At 51.4% G+C, this 17636-nt stretch carries 17 protein-coding genes and 1 riboswitch; of the genes, 12 read left to right on the forward strand and 5 right to left on the reverse strand.

The features are described from left to right. On the forward strand, positions 1 to 846 hold the full coding sequence (gene glpG / locus JIG40_RS17985; protein ID WP_020331962.1) for a rhomboid family intramembrane serine protease GlpG: 846 nt from the start codon (positions 1 to 3) through the stop codon (positions 844 to 846). Between the two features lie 54 nt (positions 847 to 900). On the opposite strand, the gene JIG40_RS17990 is transcribed toward glpG, so the two are convergent. Beyond that, complete coding sequence (locus JIG40_RS17990) at positions 901 to 1308, reverse strand: flagellar basal body-associated protein FliL (protein WP_020331963.1); 408 nt, start codon at positions 1306 to 1308, stop codon at positions 901 to 903. A 166-nt stretch (positions 1309 to 1474) separates the two neighbouring features. Between JIG40_RS17990 and JIG40_RS17995 the strand changes: the two genes are divergently transcribed. After that, complete coding sequence (locus tag JIG40_RS17995; RefSeq protein WP_024373758.1) at positions 1475 to 2014, forward strand: chorismate lyase; 540 nt, start codon at positions 1475 to 1477, stop codon at positions 2012 to 2014. Next, positions 2015 to 2869 (forward strand): 4-hydroxybenzoate octaprenyltransferase, encoded by an 855-nt coding sequence (gene ubiA, locus JIG40_RS18000; protein ID WP_020331965.1) that lies wholly within the window; start codon positions 2015 to 2017, stop codon positions 2867 to 2869. Between the two features lie 56 nt (positions 2870 to 2925). Here the strand turns inward: ubiA and plsB are convergent, their stop codons facing one another. Then, positions 2926 to 5349 carry a glycerol-3-phosphate 1-O-acyltransferase PlsB gene (plsB, locus tag JIG40_RS18005; protein ID WP_020331966.1) on the reverse strand — a complete coding sequence of 808 codons (2424 nt, stop codon included), beginning with the start codon at positions 5347 to 5349 and terminating at the stop codon, positions 2926 to 2928. A 203-nt stretch (positions 5350 to 5552) separates the two neighbouring features. On the opposite strand from plsB, the gene JIG40_RS18010 reads away from it, so the two are divergent. The 4 genes from JIG40_RS18010 (at position 5553) to dinF (ending at position 8945) form a co-directional block, all read left to right on the forward strand. Then, the gene (locus JIG40_RS18010; RefSeq protein ID WP_024373760.1) at positions 5553 to 5915 is read left to right on the forward strand and encodes a diacylglycerol kinase; all 363 of its coding nucleotides are present in this window, start codon (positions 5553 to 5555) and stop codon (positions 5913 to 5915) included. A gap of 89 nt (positions 5916 to 6004) precedes the next feature. Continuing rightward, positions 6005 to 6631: a transcriptional repressor LexA gene (gene lexA, locus JIG40_RS18015; protein ID WP_020331968.1), complete on the forward strand. Its 627-nt coding sequence runs from the start codon at positions 6005 to 6007 to the stop codon at positions 6629 to 6631. 86 nt (positions 6632 to 6717) lie between these two features. Beyond that, positions 6718 to 7530, forward strand: coding sequence for a class I SAM-dependent methyltransferase (locus tag JIG40_RS18020; RefSeq protein ID WP_199465776.1), 813 nt, complete (start codon positions 6718 to 6720; stop codon positions 7528 to 7530). Between the two features lie 110 nt (positions 7531 to 7640). Beyond that, the gene (dinF, locus tag JIG40_RS18025; RefSeq protein WP_199465782.1) at positions 7641 to 8945 is read left to right on the forward strand and encodes an MATE family efflux transporter DinF; all 1305 of its coding nucleotides are present in this window, start codon (positions 7641 to 7643) and stop codon (positions 8943 to 8945) included. 57 nt (positions 8946 to 9002) lie between these two features. Here the strand turns inward: dinF and sthA are convergent, their stop codons facing one another. Beyond that, positions 9003 to 10403, reverse strand: coding sequence for a Si-specific NAD(P)(+) transhydrogenase (gene sthA, locus JIG40_RS18030; protein WP_020331973.1), 1401 nt, complete (start codon positions 10401 to 10403; stop codon positions 9003 to 9005). 289 nt (positions 10404 to 10692) lie between these two features. On the opposite strand from sthA, the gene fabR reads away from it, so the two are divergent. Continuing rightward, positions 10693 to 11334, forward strand: coding sequence for an HTH-type transcriptional repressor FabR (gene fabR, locus JIG40_RS18035; protein WP_020331974.1), 642 nt, complete (start codon positions 10693 to 10695; stop codon positions 11332 to 11334). After that, positions 11334 to 11705, forward strand: coding sequence for a YijD family membrane protein (locus JIG40_RS18040; RefSeq protein ID WP_199465777.1), 372 nt, complete (start codon positions 11334 to 11336; stop codon positions 11703 to 11705). The genes fabR and JIG40_RS18040 overlap by 1 nt, the downstream gene beginning before the upstream one ends. Before the next feature lie 49 nt (positions 11706 to 11754). On the opposite strand, the gene trmA is transcribed toward JIG40_RS18040, so the two are convergent. Beyond that, complete coding sequence (gene trmA, locus JIG40_RS18045) at positions 11755 to 12864, reverse strand: tRNA (uridine(54)-C5)-methyltransferase TrmA (RefSeq protein WP_154183893.1); 1110 nt, start codon at positions 12862 to 12864, stop codon at positions 11755 to 11757. A 150-nt stretch (positions 12865 to 13014) separates the two neighbouring features. Further along, positions 13015 to 13213, forward strand: a riboswitch (cobalamin riboswitch). Between the two features lie 48 nt (positions 13214 to 13261). Here trmA and JIG40_RS18050 point away from each other — a divergent pair. The 3 genes from JIG40_RS18050 (at position 13262) to murI (ending at position 16677) form a co-directional block, all read left to right on the forward strand. Continuing rightward, on the forward strand, positions 13262 to 15085 hold the full coding sequence (locus tag JIG40_RS18050; RefSeq protein WP_199465778.1) for a TonB-dependent receptor: 1824 nt from the start codon (positions 13262 to 13264) through the stop codon (positions 15083 to 15085). Between the two features lie 43 nt (positions 15086 to 15128). After that, the gene (locus JIG40_RS18055) at positions 15129 to 15803 is read left to right on the forward strand and encodes an adenine nucleotide alpha hydrolase (protein WP_199465779.1); all 675 of its coding nucleotides are present in this window, start codon (positions 15129 to 15131) and stop codon (positions 15801 to 15803) included. 73 nt (positions 15804 to 15876) lie between these two features. Beyond that, positions 15877 to 16677: a glutamate racemase gene (murI, locus tag JIG40_RS18060; protein ID WP_199465780.1), complete on the forward strand. Its 801-nt coding sequence runs from the start codon at positions 15877 to 15879 to the stop codon at positions 16675 to 16677. Here murI and JIG40_RS18065 read toward each other — a convergent pair. Beyond that, positions 16640 to 17107: an RNA-binding protein gene (locus JIG40_RS18065; RefSeq protein ID WP_199465781.1), complete on the reverse strand. Its 468-nt coding sequence runs from the start codon at positions 17105 to 17107 to the stop codon at positions 16640 to 16642. The genes murI and JIG40_RS18065 overlap by 38 nt on opposite strands. Positions 17108 to 17636: the final 529 nt, after the last annotated feature.

The following is a 17636-nucleotide window of genomic DNA, read 5'->3' on the forward strand; positions in this document are numbered from 1 at the left end:
ATGATTAGACTGATTGCTCTCAATAACCCGCGCGTGGCGCAAGCCTTCATCGACTATATGGCCTCTCGCCATATTGAGATTCAGATGATGCCGGAAGGGGGGAATCAGTTTGCGTTGTGGCTGGTGGACGATCAGCATCAGGTGGAAGCCGAGGCTGAGCTGAATCTGTTTCTGCAAAACCCGCGTGATGCGAAATATCAGGCCGCCTCCTGGACGATGGCCGAATCCCGCCAATCCAAATTCTATTACCGGTCACCGAGCATGATGGCCATGATCCGGGCGAAAGCCGGCCCGCTGACGCTGTCGGTGATGGCTGTCTGCGCCGTCATATTCGCACTGGCGTTTTTGGGCATGGGTAATCAGATTTTTGATGCGCTGCATTTTCCGGCGCATGCGGGTCAGCAATGGCAGCTGTGGCGCTGGTTCAGCCACGCGTTGCTGCATTTCTCGGTGATCCACATTGCGTTTAACCTGTTATGGTGGTGGCAATTAGGCGGCGATATTGAAAAGCGACTGGGTAGCGGTAAGTTGCTGCAAGTGTTTCTGATCTCAGCCGCACTGTCGGGCGCTGGCCAGTATTGGGTGGAAGGAGCCAACTTTGGTGGCCTGTCTGGTGTGGTGTATGCGCTGGTTGGCTATTTATGGATGCTCGGGTTGCGCGCGCCGCATCTTGGCCTCGGCATGCCCAAACCCTTGGTCGGTTTTATGTTGGTGTGGCTGGTGCTCGGTTATGTGCAGCCATTTATGGCGATCGCTAATACCGCTCATCTGGCGGGACTGATTACGGGTGTGGTACTGGGGCTGCATGATGCCGGACGTTTTCAGTCCAAGGCGACGCAGCAATAAGATAAGAAAAGCGGCTGATGGGCCGCTTTTTCATTGATGACGTTGTGCTTGCTGTTACTGGTAAATGTATTTGGTAAACAGTAAGTCTGCGATGAGCGGACGGCCGGTTTCCGGCAACAGAATATTGTTGAGCTGCTCAACCAGCGTTTTACGTAAGTCTTCGCGTCCGGCCAGAGACTTAATGGTGTCTTCGGTCTGTTTACCGAGCAGTTCCACCACGGCATCGCGGATCAGCGGTTGGTGACGTTCAACCAGTGGCAGATCGACACTGTTGGCGACCATAATATCGATGCGGACCTGAATGTAGCCGAGCTTTTTGCCTTTGGTATAAAAGTTGGTGGTCAGATCGGGTTCGAGTGTGAAGTAGGCGAGCTTGGGCGCATCTTCTTCGCTGGCGCCGGCAACGAATGGGATCAGCAGGCTGACAGCGAGCATTGTTTGGACTAGGTAACGTTTAAGCATATTTCTGTCTGTTCTTTCTTCGGTTCACGATACTCGAAACGCCCGAGTCTTGTTACAATAGCGCATCTAATTGTAAACAAAATGCTTGATAGGGTTCGAAAGGTCAGGGAAACCTCCCTGTTTGGGCCTTATTGTATGACGATTAAGCGTCATATTGAATACTAGTATGAATCAAACAACTTCGCTTTATCTGACTGCTTTGCGCCAGGTCACGTGGCAGCAGCCGGAAAACTTCCAATATCCTGATGAGAATGCCAGAACCTGGCTGCTTGAGCAGGGGTCATTGTCGCATTTGATGGCGCAGCATTGCGACCATTTCAGCGTGAACCTGTTACACAATCAGTTAACGGGACATGGTTCACTGCAGGCGGATGAAATGACGCTGCTGGCGCAAGAAGATTGCCTGCTGCGCCAGGTTTTGCTGCTTGGCGACGAGGTGCCCTGGGTATTGGGGAGCACGCTGATTCCGCGTTCCTCCTTGCAGGATCAACCCCACGATTTCACTCAACAGGGTGAGATTCCGCTTGGCTTAACGGTGTTCAGCTCCGACAATGCCAAACGTGACGCGTTGCAGGTTGGCTGGGCGCAAACGTCACACGGCCCGCTGCTGGCGCGCCGCTCCCGCTTGTGGATGAATCACAAACCTATGCTGGTGGCAGAACTGTTTCTGCCCGACTCACCAATTTACTCTAAGGAGAGAGTGTAAATGATCGCTGCAAAAGCCCGCGCGTACTGGCAGTTAACGCGCATGGATCGTCCGATTGGCTCACTATTGCTGTTGTGGCCGACGATTTGGGCTCTGATTTTAGCTGCGCGCGGCATGCCGGATTTGAAGGTACTGGCCGTGTTTGTGATTGGTGTGTTTGCCATGCGCTCGGCGGGGTGTGTGATCAACGATTTCGCTGACCGCAAAGTCGATGGCCATGTCAAACGAACGGCGCAGCGTCCGTTACCTGCGGGTAAAGTCACGGCGCGTGAAGCGTTTACGCTGTTTCTGGTGTTGTCGTTGCTGTCTTTTCTGCTGGTTCTGACCATGAATCCGCTGACGATCAAACTGTCGTTTGCTGGCCTGGTACTGGCATTCATCTATCCGTTTATGAAGCGCTATACTCATCTGCCGCAATTCTTTCTGGGATTGGCATTCAGCTGGTCGATTCCGATGGCGTGGGCTGCTCAGGCGGGAGAGTTGCCGCTGGTGGCGTGGTATCTGTTTGTCATTAACGTGCTGTGGACGGTGGCGTATGACACTCAATATGCGATGGTGGACCGAGATGATGACCTGCTGATTGGTGTGAAGTCCACGGCGATTTTGTTCGGCCGCTTTGACAAGCTGATCATCGGGGTGTTGCAATTGCTGACCGTCGCCATGTTGATTGCGTTGGGTTACAGCTACCAATTGGGCGCCAGCTACTACTGGGGATTGCTGGCGGCCAGTGGCCTGTTTGTGTATCAGCAGCATTTGATTCGCCATCGCGAACGTATGCCGTGTTTTCAGGCTTTCCTCAACAACAACTACGTCGGTATGGCGATTGCTGTGGGCCTGTTTATCTCTTTCCTGTAAACCTCGCACAAGAAAAAGGCATCCCTCGGGATGCCTTTTGTGTTTCTGACGCTGAGTTATTCAACCTGACAGATACTTTCCTGAATGGTCAGACGCACTTCCGGATAGAGCATGGTATAGAGCATGCGCGAGAAGTGTTTGGTCTGTTCCAGATGGCAGTTACCGTCGCTGTCGAGGTAACCTTGCTGTTTAAGCGTGACGAACAGCGCGGAGAACACGCCCTTATCGAAAAATTCCGGCGCGTTGATGCCATGCAGGCGGCCCAGACGCTGCGCAATTTCCTGACTCTTGTTTTCCAGGTCCGATTTGCCCAGGTCCGGATTGGCAACCAGCAAGTTAAGCGCAATCGCGTAACGTTGCAGCGTTTCCGAAATTGTGCGGCCCAGCAGCATCAACACCTGAGTTTTGGACTGGTTGATGGTGGCAACGCCGTTGTCCAACGTCACCAGCTCCTGACGTTGCAGTTCGGCCAGATAGTGCATCACCACATCATCCAACTGCGACTCGTCGTAGCTGAGGAACAACTCCTGTTTGAGGAACGGGTACACCTTTGCGACGCACGTCTGAATCTGCTCAACCGGCATTTGTTGCTGGCGGATCAGCATCTGCGCAATCAGTGATGGCAGCGCCAATAGGTGAATGATGTTGTTGCGGTAGTAAGTCATCAGAATCGACTGATTGCGATCGAGCGAAATGATGTCGCCCATGGTGTCGGTTTCTACCACAAATTTATCCAGCGACTCCGCGTGTTGCACCAAGCTTTCGGCATTATCTTGCGGCACGGTGAATGTACTGGAGTAAGGCACGTTGCGCAGCAGTTGCAGGTAACAGTCGATCTGCTTGACCAGATTGTCACGTGCCAGTGCGCGCTGACGGGACGCCAGTAGCGCTGTGGCACACAGCGTCATTGCGTTAGCCGCGGCTGCATCGTTAATGTGCGTCATCATCTTAGTCGCGAGCTTGTTTACCACCGGTGTCATCCATTGTGGTTTGCTGGCGCCCATCGGATCGATATCCTGGGTCCACTCTGGCACTTGCTCATTCAGGAACTGATTGAGTGGAATCGGCTCACCAAAGTTGACATAACCCTGGCCGAAGTTGCGCAGTTTGCGAATGGTGCGCAGCACCAGGCTGGCATTCTCTTTCTCTTTACGTTTGCCGCGCAGCTCTTTGGCGTAAGTGCCCACTTCCATCACGTGCTCATAGCCGATGTACACTGGTACCAGCGTGACCGGGCGATTCAGTCCGCGCAGCATAGCCTGAATGGTCATCGCCAGCATGCCTGTTTTGGCCTGCAGCAGACGACCCGTACGTGAACGGCCACCTTCGCTGAAATATTCAACCGCATAGCCTTTGGCAAACAGCTCAGCCAGATATTCACGGAAAATCGTCGAGTACAGTTTGTTGCCTTTAAAGCTGCGGCGGATAAAGAACGCACCACCACGACGGAAAATCGGACCCGCCGGGAAGAAGTTGAGGTTAATCCCCGCAGCAATGTGCGGCGGTACCATGCCTTCGTGATACAGCACGTACGACAGCAGCAGGTAGTCCATGTGACTGCGGTGACACGGCACATACACAATCTCGTGACCATCTTGCGCCAGGCGACGCACGGTCGCGGCGTTATTGATGTTCAGGCCCTGATAAATACGGTTCCACAACCAGCCTAGAATGCGATCGCCTTTTTTCACCAGTGAGTAGGAGAAGTCGGCCGCAATCTCATCAAGCATGTCGTGCGCTTCTTTACGCGCTTTTTCCAGCGAAATGTTTTTTGATGCCGCTTCATCCGCGATGGCTTTCTCAATCGCCGGAGAGTTCATCAAACGCTGGAACAGCTGATAGCGTTGCGGCAGGTTAGGGCCTGACGCTGCCAGCTTCTGACGCGAGAAGTGAATCCGCGCCACGCGTGCCAGTTTGTGGGCAATTGATGCATCTGTGCCGTGTGAGTCGGCCATGTAGCGCAGCGAGACCACCGGGCTGAAACGCACCAGGCAATCACGTCCGGCAGTAAACACCGCTTTGGCTTTTTGTGGGCCATTGAGTGCCTGCAGATAAGGACGCTCGCGGCCTTCTTTACCCGGTTTTCGTCCCCACAGCACGGTGGCAGGAATAACCTGCACATCCAGCTCTGAATCGGTTTGATGCAGGCTCAGCAGTTCGCTGAATGTTGCGATGGAGTCGGTTGGAACATAGTTATCATCCTGCAGCAACGTTGGGCGCGAAGAGATAAACACGTAACGCTTGAGTGTCTGGCCGTTGATGGTCAGCGGCTCAAGTGGATCGGGCAGACCAGCCTGCAGCGCGTGTGTTTGCAGCGTCAGCAGATCGACATTGGAGCGAAACGGTAGTGCGTAGACAATCGGCTTGTTAATATCGATGTCGAGATCATCTATCGGATTGGATGGAATGGCGGTTCCTTTTACCAACACAGACAATGGTAACTTTAATAAGGAACGCGAAAATGAGTGTCCGGAAGACATAAGAGTTCAAGGCCTCAAGAATACATACAAAAACTGAAGCGCATGTCTATTTTCATAAGAAACAGAGAGCATGAAAATTGAGATACACTTCAATCGGTGTCTTTTTTTGAGCAGCAAGCATAACAGAAACTGGTCGAACCTTTTAATTTTATTGATTACCAAAACGTCATTTCTGCGTGAAATGTCTGGAACGGGAAATACACGTGCATCAGAAAAATCCTCAAGGAATCAAACGCGTCATCAAGGCTACGCGCTACTCATATCAAGGGCTCTGTGCGGCGTTTAAAAACGAAGCTGCTTTTCGTGAAGAAGTCATCCTCGCCTGCGTACTTGTCCCGCTGGCGGTGTGGCTCGACGTCTCCCAACTGGAACGCATGCTGATGATTGGCAGCGTATTGTTGGTGATGGTGGTGGAACTGCTTAACAGCGCAGTGGAAGCGGTGGTGGATCGCATCGGCCCGGAACATCACGAACTGGCCGGACGCGCCAAAGATATGGGCTCAGCGGCGGTCTTTATCGCGATGGTCATCAGTGGCTACATCTGGGTGGAAGCGCTGTTTATCTAACCCGTTGATATAAAAAACGAGCAATTGGTTTGCATTTCACCAAATACTGGATATACTCACAGGCAACTGTATAAAAAGACAGGTGACTTATGAAGCCGTTGACGCCACGCCAACAAGAAGTGTTCGATCTTATCAGAAGCAAGATCGATGAAACCGGAATGCCACCCACTCGTGCTGAAATTGCGCGTGAACTGGGTTTCCGTTCTGCCAATGCGGCGGAAGAGCATTTGAAAGCTCTGGCACGTAAACAAGTGATTGAAATCGTACCGGGCGCCTCTCGCGGTATCCGTATTCTGGTGGACGCGGCGAACGACAGTGCAGATGACGCAGGCCTGCCTTTGATTGGCCGTGTGGCTGCGGGTGAACCGATTCTCGCTCAGGAACATGTCGAAGCGCATTATCAGGTTGATCCGGCGATGTTCCGTCCACAAGCCGATTTTCTGCTGCGTGTGCACGGTGAGAGTATGAAAAATATCGGCATCATGGATGGCGACCTGCTGGCGGTACACAAAACGCAGGATGTACACAACGGTCAGGTTGTGGTTGCCCGCGTTGAAGACGATGTCACCGTAAAACGCCTGGAGCGTAAAGGCGCGAAAGTGCTGCTGCATGCGGAAAACGAAGAGTTTGCTCCGATCGAAGTCGACCTGAGTTGTCAGGAGCTGACCATCGAAGGCATCGCGGTTGGCATCATTCGTAATACCGACTGGATGTAAAATACTCTTGAGAGCCATTCTCAATAACTTGTCAATCTAATTGATATTCATTATCATCTTCTTTGTGCGATGTAAGGAAGATGATAATGCGCTCAACTCGTTCCCCCTCAGCAAGACGTTATCCGATACCTGCGAATTTGATGCAGCCGTTGTGGTTGCGTAGTCGCGAAAGCTTGGTTGATAACGGTTTGGTTTATGACCCGATTGCGGCGACCGCTTGTCAGCGTTGTCTTCTAGCGCCAGAATGCCTATCTGGCGATATCGATCAAAAACAACTTCTGCACGTCACTCTGACCCAACTGTGTGATCAGCAGGTCCGCAGCTTCCTTGAAGCGCACCCGGACGGCTGGATTATCAATGTGGGCGCGGGGCTGGATACGCGTTTTTATCGCGTCGACAACGGCCGCTGTCACTGGTTGGAATTGGATATTACGGAAAACCTGTTGTGGCGTCAGAAGCTGTTTCACAGCAGTGAGCGTTACCAGCACTGCTGTGGTAGCGTGACCGATTTATCCTGGCTCGACAGCTTACCTGTTCCGGAGTGCGCACCTATCCTGATTGTCTGCGAGCATGCACTGCTTGATGGTGACCGTGCGCAGGTGTCCCGTTTTATTCGCGCGTTGGGGTTAAACTTCGTCAATGCCAGTGCGTGTTTGGTGTTGGCGGGCGATCGCACCGCAACACGTCTGGGGCAGAAAATGGGATCGGGTCAGTATCAGCATGGTTTTACTCATGCGGGTGAAGCAGTGTTGGATTGTCTGCCATGGGCACGCTCAGTCAGCACTCACTCACCGCTGGATCGCCATTGCGGCCGCTGGAAATTCTGGCAGCGCGTGATCAGTAAAATCGGTACGCTCAAACATCGCTATACGCCCGTGGTGGTTTACGCCCGCTGGTAATCACGCAGCGCAAAACATAGCCGTTGCAGCTCATCTTCGATACACTTTGCTCTCAATGACCTGAGGGCGAAGCAGTGCAATTTCTTTTCCAGACTCTTTCCAACAAAGCCATGCATCGGCAGGTGCTGTGGCTGGCCATTCCGATGGTGCTGTCGAACATCACCATACCGTTGTTGGGACTGGTCGATGCCGCAGTGATTGGTCACCTTGAACACGCTTGGTACCTGGGCGGGGTGGCGCTGGGTAGTACCGTCATCAGTGTGACGTTCTGGTTGCTGGGCTTTCTGCGAATGTCGACGACTGGACTGACTGCGCAGGCGTTTGGTGCTGATAACCGCGCCGGGCTGGCGCGCGTGTGGCTGCAAGGCATGCTGATGGCGCTTGGGTTTGCTGCGGTGTTTTTGCTGCTCCATCGCTTCATCGCCGATGGGGTGTTCGGTTTCAGTTCGGCCAGTGCCGAGGTGAAACTTTACGCGCAGCAATATTTTGTCATTCGTGCCTGGAGCGCGCCGGCTTCGCTGGCTAACTTTGTGCTGCTCGGCTGGCTGCTGGGGACACAAAACTCACGTGCGCCGATGTGGATGGTGATCATCACGAACGTGGTCAACATTGTTCTCGATTTACTGTTTGTGCTCGGCCTCGGCTGGAAAGTGCAGGGTGTGGCGCTAGCCTCGGTGATCGCCGATTATTCGGGCATGGGATTTGGTCTGTGGTGTGTGTGGCGTTACTGGCTGCAACATCAGTTGCCATCGCCGCTGGCCCTGCTGCGTGAATCCACTCAGGGGCTGAGTCGCTTTGTGCGTCTCAATCGCGATATCTTTCTGCGGTCACTGTGCCTGCAGGCGGCATTTAGTTTTATGACGTTTCAGGGCGCGGCGTTTGGCGATCAAACGGTGGCGGCCAATGCCGTGCTGATGAGTTTCCTGATGATGATTTCCTACGGCATGGACGGTTTCGCCTACGCGATGGAAGCCATGGTGGGTAAGGCGATTGGCGCGAAAAGTGAAATTCAGCTCAAAGCCGCGATGATTGGCAGTGCGTTCTGGAGTGTGGTCATCTGCTTGCTGTTAACGTTGGCGTTTGGCTGGTATGGATCGGCGCTGATCCGGCTGATCACTGATATCAGCGCGGTGCAGCAAACGGCGCAGGTTTATCTACCTTGGCTGGTGGCGATGCCGCTGACTTCTATGTGGTGCTTTTTGTTGGATGGCATTTTCATTGGCGCGACCAAGGGGCGCGAAATGCGTAACAGTATGTTCGTTGCTGCTTGCACCTTCTTTGTGGTGTTCTACGGCTTTGCTTTCTGGGGTAACCATGCCCTGTGGCTGGCGATGCTGAGCTTTATGGCAATGCGCGGTTTAAGTTTGGGTATTGTGTTGCTTCGTCAGTGGCGGCTGGGGACTTTTCTCGCCTGATCACAGCCAATAAAAAACGCAGCTCAAGGCTGCGTTTTTTATTGCTTGGTGTCAGCTTCAGAACAGGCGGTTAAGACCATTCAACGCTGCCACACGGTACGCTTCAGCCATCGTCGGGTAGTTGAAGGTCGTGTTTACGAAGTACTCGATGGTATTGGCCGAACCTTTCTGTTCCATGATCGCCTGACCGATGTGAATGATTTCTGCCGCGCGTTCACCAAAACAGTGAATGCCGAGAATCTCTTTGGTGTCGCGATGGAACAGGATTTTCAGGCTGCCGACGTCTTTTCCGGAGATCTGCGCGCGCGCCAGATGTTTGAACGACGAGCGGCCCACTTCGTACGGCACTTTCGCCGCAGTCAGTTCCTGCTCGGTACGACCAACCGAGCTGATCTCCGGAATGGTGTAAATGCCGGTTGGAATATCGGCAATCAGTTGATTGGTCGCGTTGCCTTTGGCGATCGCTTGCGCGGTAAAACGGCCCTGATCGTACGCCGCGCTGGCAAGGCTTGGGTAACCAATCACATCACCGACCGCGTAAATGTGGTCAACCTCGGTCTGGTAGTTCGTGTTGACGGTGAGCTGACCGCGTGAATCCGGTGACAGGCCAACCACTTCCAGATTGAGTTTATCGGTGTTACCGGTTCGGCCGTTGGCATACAGCAGGCAGTCGGCTTTCATCTTCTTGCCGGATTTCAGGTGCACAATGACGCCATCTTCCGTGCCTTCAATTTTCTCGTAGGTTTCGTCGTTACGGATGATCACGCCGTTGTTCCAGAAATGGTACGACAGCGCGTCGGAGATTTCGTTATCCAGAAACGCCAGCAAGCGGTCACGGGTATTGATCAGATCGGTCTTCACGCCCAGGCCACGGAAAATCGACGCGTACTCACAGCCAATCACGCCTGCTCCGTAAATGATGATGTGGCGCGGGTCGTGTTTCAGGTTAAGAATCGAGTCGCTGTCGTACACGCGAGCGTGGTTGAAGTCGACATCATTCGGACGGTAAGGGCGAGAGCCGGTGGCAATCACAAACTTATCAGCAGTGTAGAGATCGACCGTATTGTCGCTTTTGGTTACCGCCACGGTGTTGGCATCCACAAACTGTGCGGTGCCGAAAATCAGCGAGCACTGGTTGCGGTCGTAAAACCCCTGACGCAGGCGGGTTTGTTTGTCGATGACGGTTTTGGCGTGGCCGAGAATGGTTGAGAATGTGGCATGCAGACTGGTGTTGTTCTTACAAAACAGCGGATTGCTGTTGAACTCGATGATACGGCTGACGGCATGACGCAGTGCCTTTGACGGAATGGTACCCCAGTGAGTACAGCCGCCACCGACGCTGCTCTCTTTTTCGATAATGGCGACATTCAATCCCGCTTTGCTGAGCCCCATCGCGGCACCTTCTCCGCCTGGTCCGCTGCCGATTACGATGACGTCAAAGTGGTTGTTCTGTGCCATAAGGATTTCCTTGTTATTTTCGCTTAACATTGCTGTAGCGAGATTTTAACTGATTCCGCGATGCGGTAAATCGTGTTCCCATCAGAGAGTGCAGGGGATCACGTCATCGCAAGAAATATTAGGTGTTTCACTCTAGTGCTGGCCGGGTGGCTGCGCGCGAGCAACAGGGAACTACACGGCAGGATAAATTGTCTGCTGGCTCAAACGGACGCATTTTGTCTCTTAGACAAGTTTCACATTCGCGTTATAGTATGGGCCACTATTGGAACAGGCAGAGAACTTACGCAGTATGAAATCTACGGGTATTCGTGCACAACAAAAAGAGAAAACGCGTCGTTCACTGATTGATGCCGCCTTCAGCCAACTGAGTGCTGATCGCAGTTTTTCTAATTTAAGCTTGCGGGAAGTGGCCCGTGAAGCGGGGATTGCCCCGACATCGTTCTATCGCCATTTCAAAGATATGGATGAGTTGGGTTTAACCATGGTGGATGAAGGTGGCTTGCTGCTGCGTCAATTGATGCGTCAGGCACGCCAGCGCATCGTCAAAGAGGGCAGCGTGATTCGTACCTCGATCGAAACCTTCATGGAATTTATTGAGAGCAGCCCGAACGTGTTTCGTTTGCTGCTGCGTGAACGCTCCGGTACTTCGTTTGAGTTTCGTACCGCAGTGGCGCGCGAGATTCAGCACTTCTCGGCTGAACTGACCGAATATCTGGTGAATACGGGTATGAACCGCGAAGAAGCGATAACGCAGGCGGAGGCCTCAGTTACACTGGTATTCAGCTCGGGAGCAGAAGCTCTGGATTTAGACAGACGTTCTCGCGAGGAACTGGCTGAACGTCTGATATTACAATTGCGAATGATTGCCAAAGGGGCTTTCTGGTATCGCAAAGAACGTGAACGTAATCGACTGAAAGGCGGGATAGATTAATGTCGAAGGAAAGCAATAAAACCAATCACGGTTCAGAACGTAAAACGCTGGTGCTGGCATTGATTGCTGGTATGTGTGGCGACGCATTGTTGTCGTGGATGACGATGAGCGAAGTCTCTTTTTCTATTTTCCCTCTGATTGCGCTGGTGCTCTCGGTGCAGGCGTTGTATCAGGAATACCTGCGTCATCCGGTGTCAGAGGATATTCCTCTGGTTGGCTTAGCGTGTTTCTTTGTCGGCGCGTTTGGCCACAATGCGTTTGTGAAAGCGCAGTATCCGGATTCCGGCTCCAACTTCTTTGCGATTGTGGTCGCATTGCTGCTGCTGGTGTGGATTGGCCGCAAGCTGGGTTATATCGGCCGCGCCGCCTGAGAGGCAAACGAATGAGAAAAAACGAGCCAATCGGCTCGTTTTTTTATGGTTAAGCTTTACGTTCCAGCAGCACACCTGCTTCCATGTGGTGGGTGTAAGGGAATTGGTCGAACAGTGCAAAACGGGTCACATGGTGGGTTTCGCACAAGACATCCAAGTTCTCTTTTAGTGTTTCCGGGTTACACGAGATGTAAAGAATACGCTCGTAACCTTGCACCATCTTACAGGTGTCGATATCCATACCTGAGCGCGGTGGATCGACAAAAATAGTGTTGCAGTTGTAGCTCTTCAGATCTACGCCCGCATCTTTCAGGCGGTTAAACTCACGTTTGCCTTCCATTGCCTGAGTAAACTCTTCTGCTGACATACGGATGATCTGTACGTTGTCGATATGGTTCGCGGCAATGTTGTATTGCGCTGATTCTACAGAAGGCTTGGCCAGTTCGGTGGCCAGTACACGCTCAAAGTTTTGTGCCAGAGCCAGAGAGAAGTTGCCGTTACCACAGTACAGCTCCAGCAAGTCACCTTTACTTTCCAGGGTGCAGTCGACGGCCCATTCCAGCATTTTTTCCGCCACTTTACCGTTGGGCTGGGTAAAGCTGTTTTCAACTTGCTGATAAATGTACGGCTGGCCGTTCACGTGCAGTTTTTCCACCACGTAATCGCGATCCAGCACGATTTTCATTTTACGTGCGCGGCCAATCAGATTGAGGTTGAAGCCCTCATCATTCAGGCGCTGTTTGAGTTTCTTCGCAGCCGCGGTCCACGCGTCATCCAACTGACGGTGGTAAAGCAGCGATACCAGTACTTCACCGCTCAGCGACGAAAGGAAATCGACCTGGAACAGTTTACGACGCAGCGTGTCATCGCCTTTCATGGCATCCATCAGCAGAGGCATCAGATCATTGATCAAACGGCTTGCGGCCGGAAACTGATCGACACGGTACTTTTCGCGGGTTTCCGGGTTGAACATGATGTAGTACATGTCTTCGCCTTCGTGCCACACGCGAAACTCCGCGCGCATACGGTAATGCTGCTGCGGCGACTCAAACACTTCCAGCTCCGGTACCTGATAGGCCTGGAACATGTCGGTCAGGCGAGTGACCTTGTCGTCCAGCTGAGCTTGGTAGTGGTTCGGGTTTACGTCGAGAGTCGCCATGGTTTTACCTTTTGGGTGCATTCAAATAAAGAGCGCAGATTTTATTCAATCCCTCGCGCTTGTCCAGTTTTGTCCCTGAATTGGTGAAAATCGCGTCTGTAAAACTATAGCTTATGCCAATCTGAGCTAGACAATTCATTAATTGCTCAATACTATCAGCGCCAAGCTGGTGTGATTTAGCTGCCTAGATGGCTAAATGACTGAAAAGGGAATCTGGTGAGAATCCAGAACTGACGCGCAGCGGTAAGAGAGAACGAACACTCAGGTGACACTGCAATGTGCGGGAAGTCGAGTTAGTAGGTGACAGTGCTCTCAAGTCCGAAGACCTGCCAGCAACTGAGCGAAGAAGCGGCAAGAAGCCATGCTCAGTCGGATTAACGCGATTTAGGACAATATAATGAATAAATCCCTTCTAGCGGTGGCAGTGGCGTCGCTGCTTCCTTACGCCTCTTTTTCATTCGCTCAGGACACATCCGCAGACGAAACCGTTGTGGTGACTGCGAACCGTTTTGAGCAAAAACAAGCTTCTGTTTTATCTGCAACTACGGTGATTAGCCGTCAGGAAATCGAACAGTATCAAGCTAACTCGCTCACGGAAGTGCTGCGCCGAGTTCCGGGTGTCGAAATTGCCCAGAATGGTGGCCGTGGTCACAACGCGTCAGTGTTTATGCGCGGTACCAACAGCGATCATGTACTGGTGCTGGTTGATGGTGTGCGTATTGACTCTGCAGCCGGTGGTGTAGCGATTAACCATTTTCCGCTAGGTTTGGTTGAACGCTTAGAAGTGATCCGTGGTCCCGGCGCGGCTATGTATGGCTCTGATGCAGTAGGTGGTGTGATCAACATTATTACCCGCTCTCATCGTGGCAATAATCTTAAGCAAGTGACGGCTGGCATTGGTAGCAACCAGACCCGTAAAGGCGATGTGGTTGCTAAGGCGGATGTGAATGAGCAAGGTCATCTGCAACTGGCGGCTGGTTTTGAGAAAACCGACGGTTACGATATCAAAAGCACACAGACGGGTGTCGATTACGGTTATGAAAGCCAGAATCTGATGGGTGGTTACGAGCATCGCTTTAATGACAACTGGCTGGGTTATGTGTCGGCCAGCTGGTTTGACAGTGATGTGGAGTACAACTCATCAGGCAGTGTGTACAATGGTTTTTCTGATAACCAGAGTTTTACGGGTCAACTGAACTATGAAGGCGCGAAGCTAAAGAGCCTCGTTACCCTCAACTACCAACAAACAGAGAATCTGGACTACAGCCAGAGTGAAGGTAAGGATAACGCCAGCACTCGTGCCAATATCGATCTGACCCAGATTCAATGGGCCAACATCTATCAATTGAATGAGTACGTTGAGTTGGGTGGTGGTGTTGATGGGCGCCGTGAATCTCTTGGTGATGATGCACTGAGCTACGGTTATGCTCATTCGTTGGCGGGAGAGAGCCGTGACACGAAAGGCATCTTCGGTTCAGGCAAACTAACCATCAGCGATTGGGTACTTGAAGCTAATGTTCGTCATGACAAGCATGATAAGTATGATGAACATACGACCTGGTCTGTTGCCGCAGGCTATCAGCTTGGTGAGTATCACCGTGTGCGAGCGTCGTACGGTACGGCTTATAAAGCGCCGAGCTATAGCGACCTGACGACCACCCCAGATCTGGAAGCAGAAGAATCACGCAACATTGAAGTCGGTGTGTCAGGTGATTACTCATTCGCCCGTTGGAATATTTCTGCTTACGATAACAAAGTCGATAACCTGATTATTTGGTACGAAGGCAGCAGCGGTTGGTATTCAGACAACGTTGATGCCCGTATTAAAGGGCTGGAGATGGATGTTAACTTCGATACCGGTCCAATTAACCATACGCTCGTGGCTGAATTTAAAGATCATGAAGATGATAACGGTGTTCAATTGGCTCGCCGTGCGAAACAAAACTATAAGTGGATCACCTCAGCGCAATTTGGCGACGTTGAAGTCAACACCACTTACACCTTTACGGGTAAACGTCTGGATCTGCCAAAAACAGAGGCGACCGATGAGGATTACATTCCAGCCACCAATTTATGGGATGTGTCATTGGGTTACTGGGTCAGTGACGCTTTTGTTGTGCGTACCCGAGTTGAAAACCTATTCAATGAACAGTATGAAACGGCAGTTGGGTATCGTTCGCCAGAAAGAGCGTACTACCTGAACGCGAGTTACCAGTTCTAACCTCAAGCCGCCTTCGGGCGGCTTTTGTTATCCAGAGGCACAGATGAAAAAAGTGATTGTGAGCTGGTCATCCGGCAAAGACTCGACGCTGACACTGCTGAGGTTGCAAGAAGACCCGCGCTACGAAGTGGTGGGGTTGTTCACCACGTATGTGGCTGATGAAGTGCCGTTTCAGGCCACGCCGCTGAATGTGGTCGAGATGCAGGCCGAGGCACTCGGGTTACCCTTGGTCAAGATTGCATTACCCGAAGTGTTTCCCAGTAACTCGGTCTATCAATCTCTGATTGTTGACGGGATTAGGCACAGTGGGCTGAGCGTGGAAGCCGTCGCGTTTGGTGACATGTTCTGTAACGGCATTGCCGAGTATCGCAAAAGCTACATTGAGCCCGCAGGCTGGGAATGCGTGTTGCCGTTACTGGGCGAAGACTCGTCTGCGCTGGCTCAGGAAATCGTGGCGCGTGGAATTGTAACGCTGGTGGTCACCACGGATGCTCAGGCGTTGGATGCATCCTATTGTGGGCAATGGTACAGCACTGAGTTTATCCAAAGCTTACCGGAGAATGTGGATCCCTGCGGTGAAGATGGCGAATTCCACACATTAGTAACATTTGCGCCTGGGTTCCGTCAGTCCATTCAGCTTACTTTGACGCATGTGCAACGTGGCGAGCGGTTTTGCCATCAACGTTATCAGGCATCGCTGGAGGAGATTGAGCAGTAGTTGCCTATTCACAAAGAGGGAGTATGATCAGAGCGTTTTCTTTTCCGACTGATGCTAACCATCGGGGTATTGCGTGTCTGAACATCCTCAATATAAAGCGCTTATTTTTGATTCCGGCGTGGGTGGGTTGTCTGTCTATCGAGAGATACAGGCGCGTCTGCCTCAAGTGAGTTACACCTACCTGTTTGATAACGCTGCCTATCCTTATGGCGAGTTGGCTCAGGAAACGTTACTGCAGCGCGTTGATATGCTGATCACTCAGTTGGTGGTCGAGCAAGGGTTCGATATCGTCGTGATCGCCTGTAATACTGCCAGCACGGTTGTTCTGCCGCGTCTGCGGGCGAAACTCTCTATTCCGGTGGTTGGTGTCGTGCCGGCGATAAAGCCAGCCTCCATGTTAGCCAGTAAAGCAGTTGGGCTTATCGCCACTCCTGCAACAATTACACGCCAGTATACGCATGATCTGATCCGCGATTTCTCTTCTGATAAAAATGTCGAACTGCTGGGCTCAACACGTCTGGTCGATATGGCGGAAGAAAAGCTGCGTGGTAAAGCCGTTGATATGGATGAATTGGCAAGTATCTTAAGTCCGCTTCGTCAGCAAGTTGATGTCGCTGTGCTTGGCTGCACCCATTTTCCTCTTATTAAAGAAGAAATTCAGGCGGTATTAGGCAAGGATGTCATGTTGGTGGATTCGGGAGAAGCGATTGCAAGGCGGGTACAAGATTTACTGCATTTAGAGACAGGCTGTGCACAAGGACATCGACACAGCATTTTCTCCAGTGCGCCTCCCTGGGAGGAAGACGCACTGAATGAAAAGCTGGAACAACTAGGATTTAGTCCTGTTCGTCCATTCCCTCTTCAGGGTGCTTAGGATCATTCGCAATTCGTACCTTTAATGTACGCTGCATATAATCCTGCTCATTTAAAGCATCGATGGCCGCTTGTGCATGACCGGCGGCCATAACCACAAAACCAAACCCACGACGCTTACCCGTACGTTTATCCTTCATTAAGCGAACAGCAAACACATCACCATATTCTGCGAACAGATCGCGCACATGGGATTCATTCGCCTTGTAAGGTAAGTTACCAACATACAGTGTTTTGGTTGCAGTCGAAGACTCGTCATGAGACTCCTTGGGTGAAGAAGTAGAAGTAGAAGTAAAAAGTTTAAAGATAATAGCTGCAGCCACTACACCAAGAACAAAACTCACCGAAGGATGAGTCGATACCTGAGAGAAAATAACAGCGCCCAGAATAACCAGCGCGATAATCCATAACATCGATTTATTAGAGTTCATATTGAAATACTACTTATCAGATAAAAATAAGATGCATGTCTACGATTAACAAAATAGACACATGAATCTTACGTATATGCTTGGTTTTTTTCCAACCAATTGCTGTGACCCCCCTCAAATGTTGGAATTTTATTCGATAAACAGCGATTTGCTGGCTTTTTAATCGAACGAAAAATTATTTGAAAAAAGTGCTTGTCATAATTCCAGACCTCCCTATAATGCCGCCTCACCGACACAGAGTGAGACAAACATCACAAAGTGGTTAGCGGTGAAGAGTTAAGAAAGTTTGAAAATAACTGTTGACTCTCAGAAATTTAAGCGTATTATACGCACCCCTAGCGACAGTGCTTTGAAAGCAAGGTCGATAGCGGAAAAGCTCTTTAACAACTTAAACCTATCAATCTGTGTGGGCACTCGTTGATGATAATCGCAAAAGATTTATCAATGAACTGAGTGACCAATTTGATACTTCGGTATCGAGCACAGTCAATTCAACATTACATAGTAATGTTATCAGTATTCATTGAGC

It is taken from the genome of Vibrio sp. bablab_jr001 (genome assembly GCF_016464285.1).
GTDB classification, from domain to species: Bacteria; Pseudomonadota; Gammaproteobacteria; order Enterobacterales; family Vibrionaceae; genus Vibrio; species Vibrio fluvialis.

Coding starts and splice junctions, on each gene's coding strand:
- glpG (WP_020331962.1), top strand. CDS start 1: ATGATTAGACTGATTGCTCTCAATAACCCGCGCGTGGCGCAAGCCTTC.
- JIG40_RS17990 (WP_020331963.1), bottom strand. CDS start 1,308: ATGCTTAAACGTTACCTAGTCCAAACAATGCTCGCTGTCAGCCTGCTG.
- JIG40_RS17995 (WP_024373758.1), top strand. CDS start 1,475: ATGAATCAAACAACTTCGCTTTATCTGACTGCTTTGCGCCAGGTCACG.
- ubiA (WP_020331965.1), top strand. CDS start 2,015: ATGATCGCTGCAAAAGCCCGCGCGTACTGGCAGTTAACGCGCATGGAT.
- plsB (WP_020331966.1), bottom strand. CDS start 5,349: ATGTCTTCCGGACACTCATTTTCGCGTTCCTTATTAAAGTTACCATTG.
- lexA (WP_020331968.1), top strand. CDS start 6,005: ATGAAGCCGTTGACGCCACGCCAACAAGAAGTGTTCGATCTTATCAGA.
- JIG40_RS18020 (WP_199465776.1), top strand. CDS start 6,718: ATGCGCTCAACTCGTTCCCCCTCAGCAAGACGTTATCCGATACCTGCG.
- dinF (WP_199465782.1), top strand. CDS start 7,641: ATGCATCGGCAGGTGCTGTGGCTGGCCATTCCGATGGTGCTGTCGAAC.
- sthA (WP_020331973.1), bottom strand. CDS start 10,403: ATGGCACAGAACAACCACTTTGACGTCATCGTAATCGGCAGCGGACCA.
- fabR (WP_020331974.1), top strand. CDS start 10,693: ATGAAATCTACGGGTATTCGTGCACAACAAAAAGAGAAAACGCGTCGT.
- JIG40_RS18040 (WP_199465777.1), top strand. CDS start 11,334: ATGTCGAAGGAAAGCAATAAAACCAATCACGGTTCAGAACGTAAAACG.
- trmA (WP_154183893.1), bottom strand. CDS start 12,864: ATGGCGACTCTCGACGTAAACCCGAACCACTACCAAGCTCAGCTGGAC.
- JIG40_RS18050 (WP_199465778.1), top strand. CDS start 13,262: ATGAATAAATCCCTTCTAGCGGTGGCAGTGGCGTCGCTGCTTCCTTAC.
- JIG40_RS18055 (WP_199465779.1), top strand. CDS start 15,129: ATGAAAAAAGTGATTGTGAGCTGGTCATCCGGCAAAGACTCGACGCTG.
- JIG40_RS18065 (WP_199465781.1), bottom strand. CDS start 17,107: ATGAACTCTAATAAATCGATGTTATGGATTATCGCGCTGGTTATTCTG.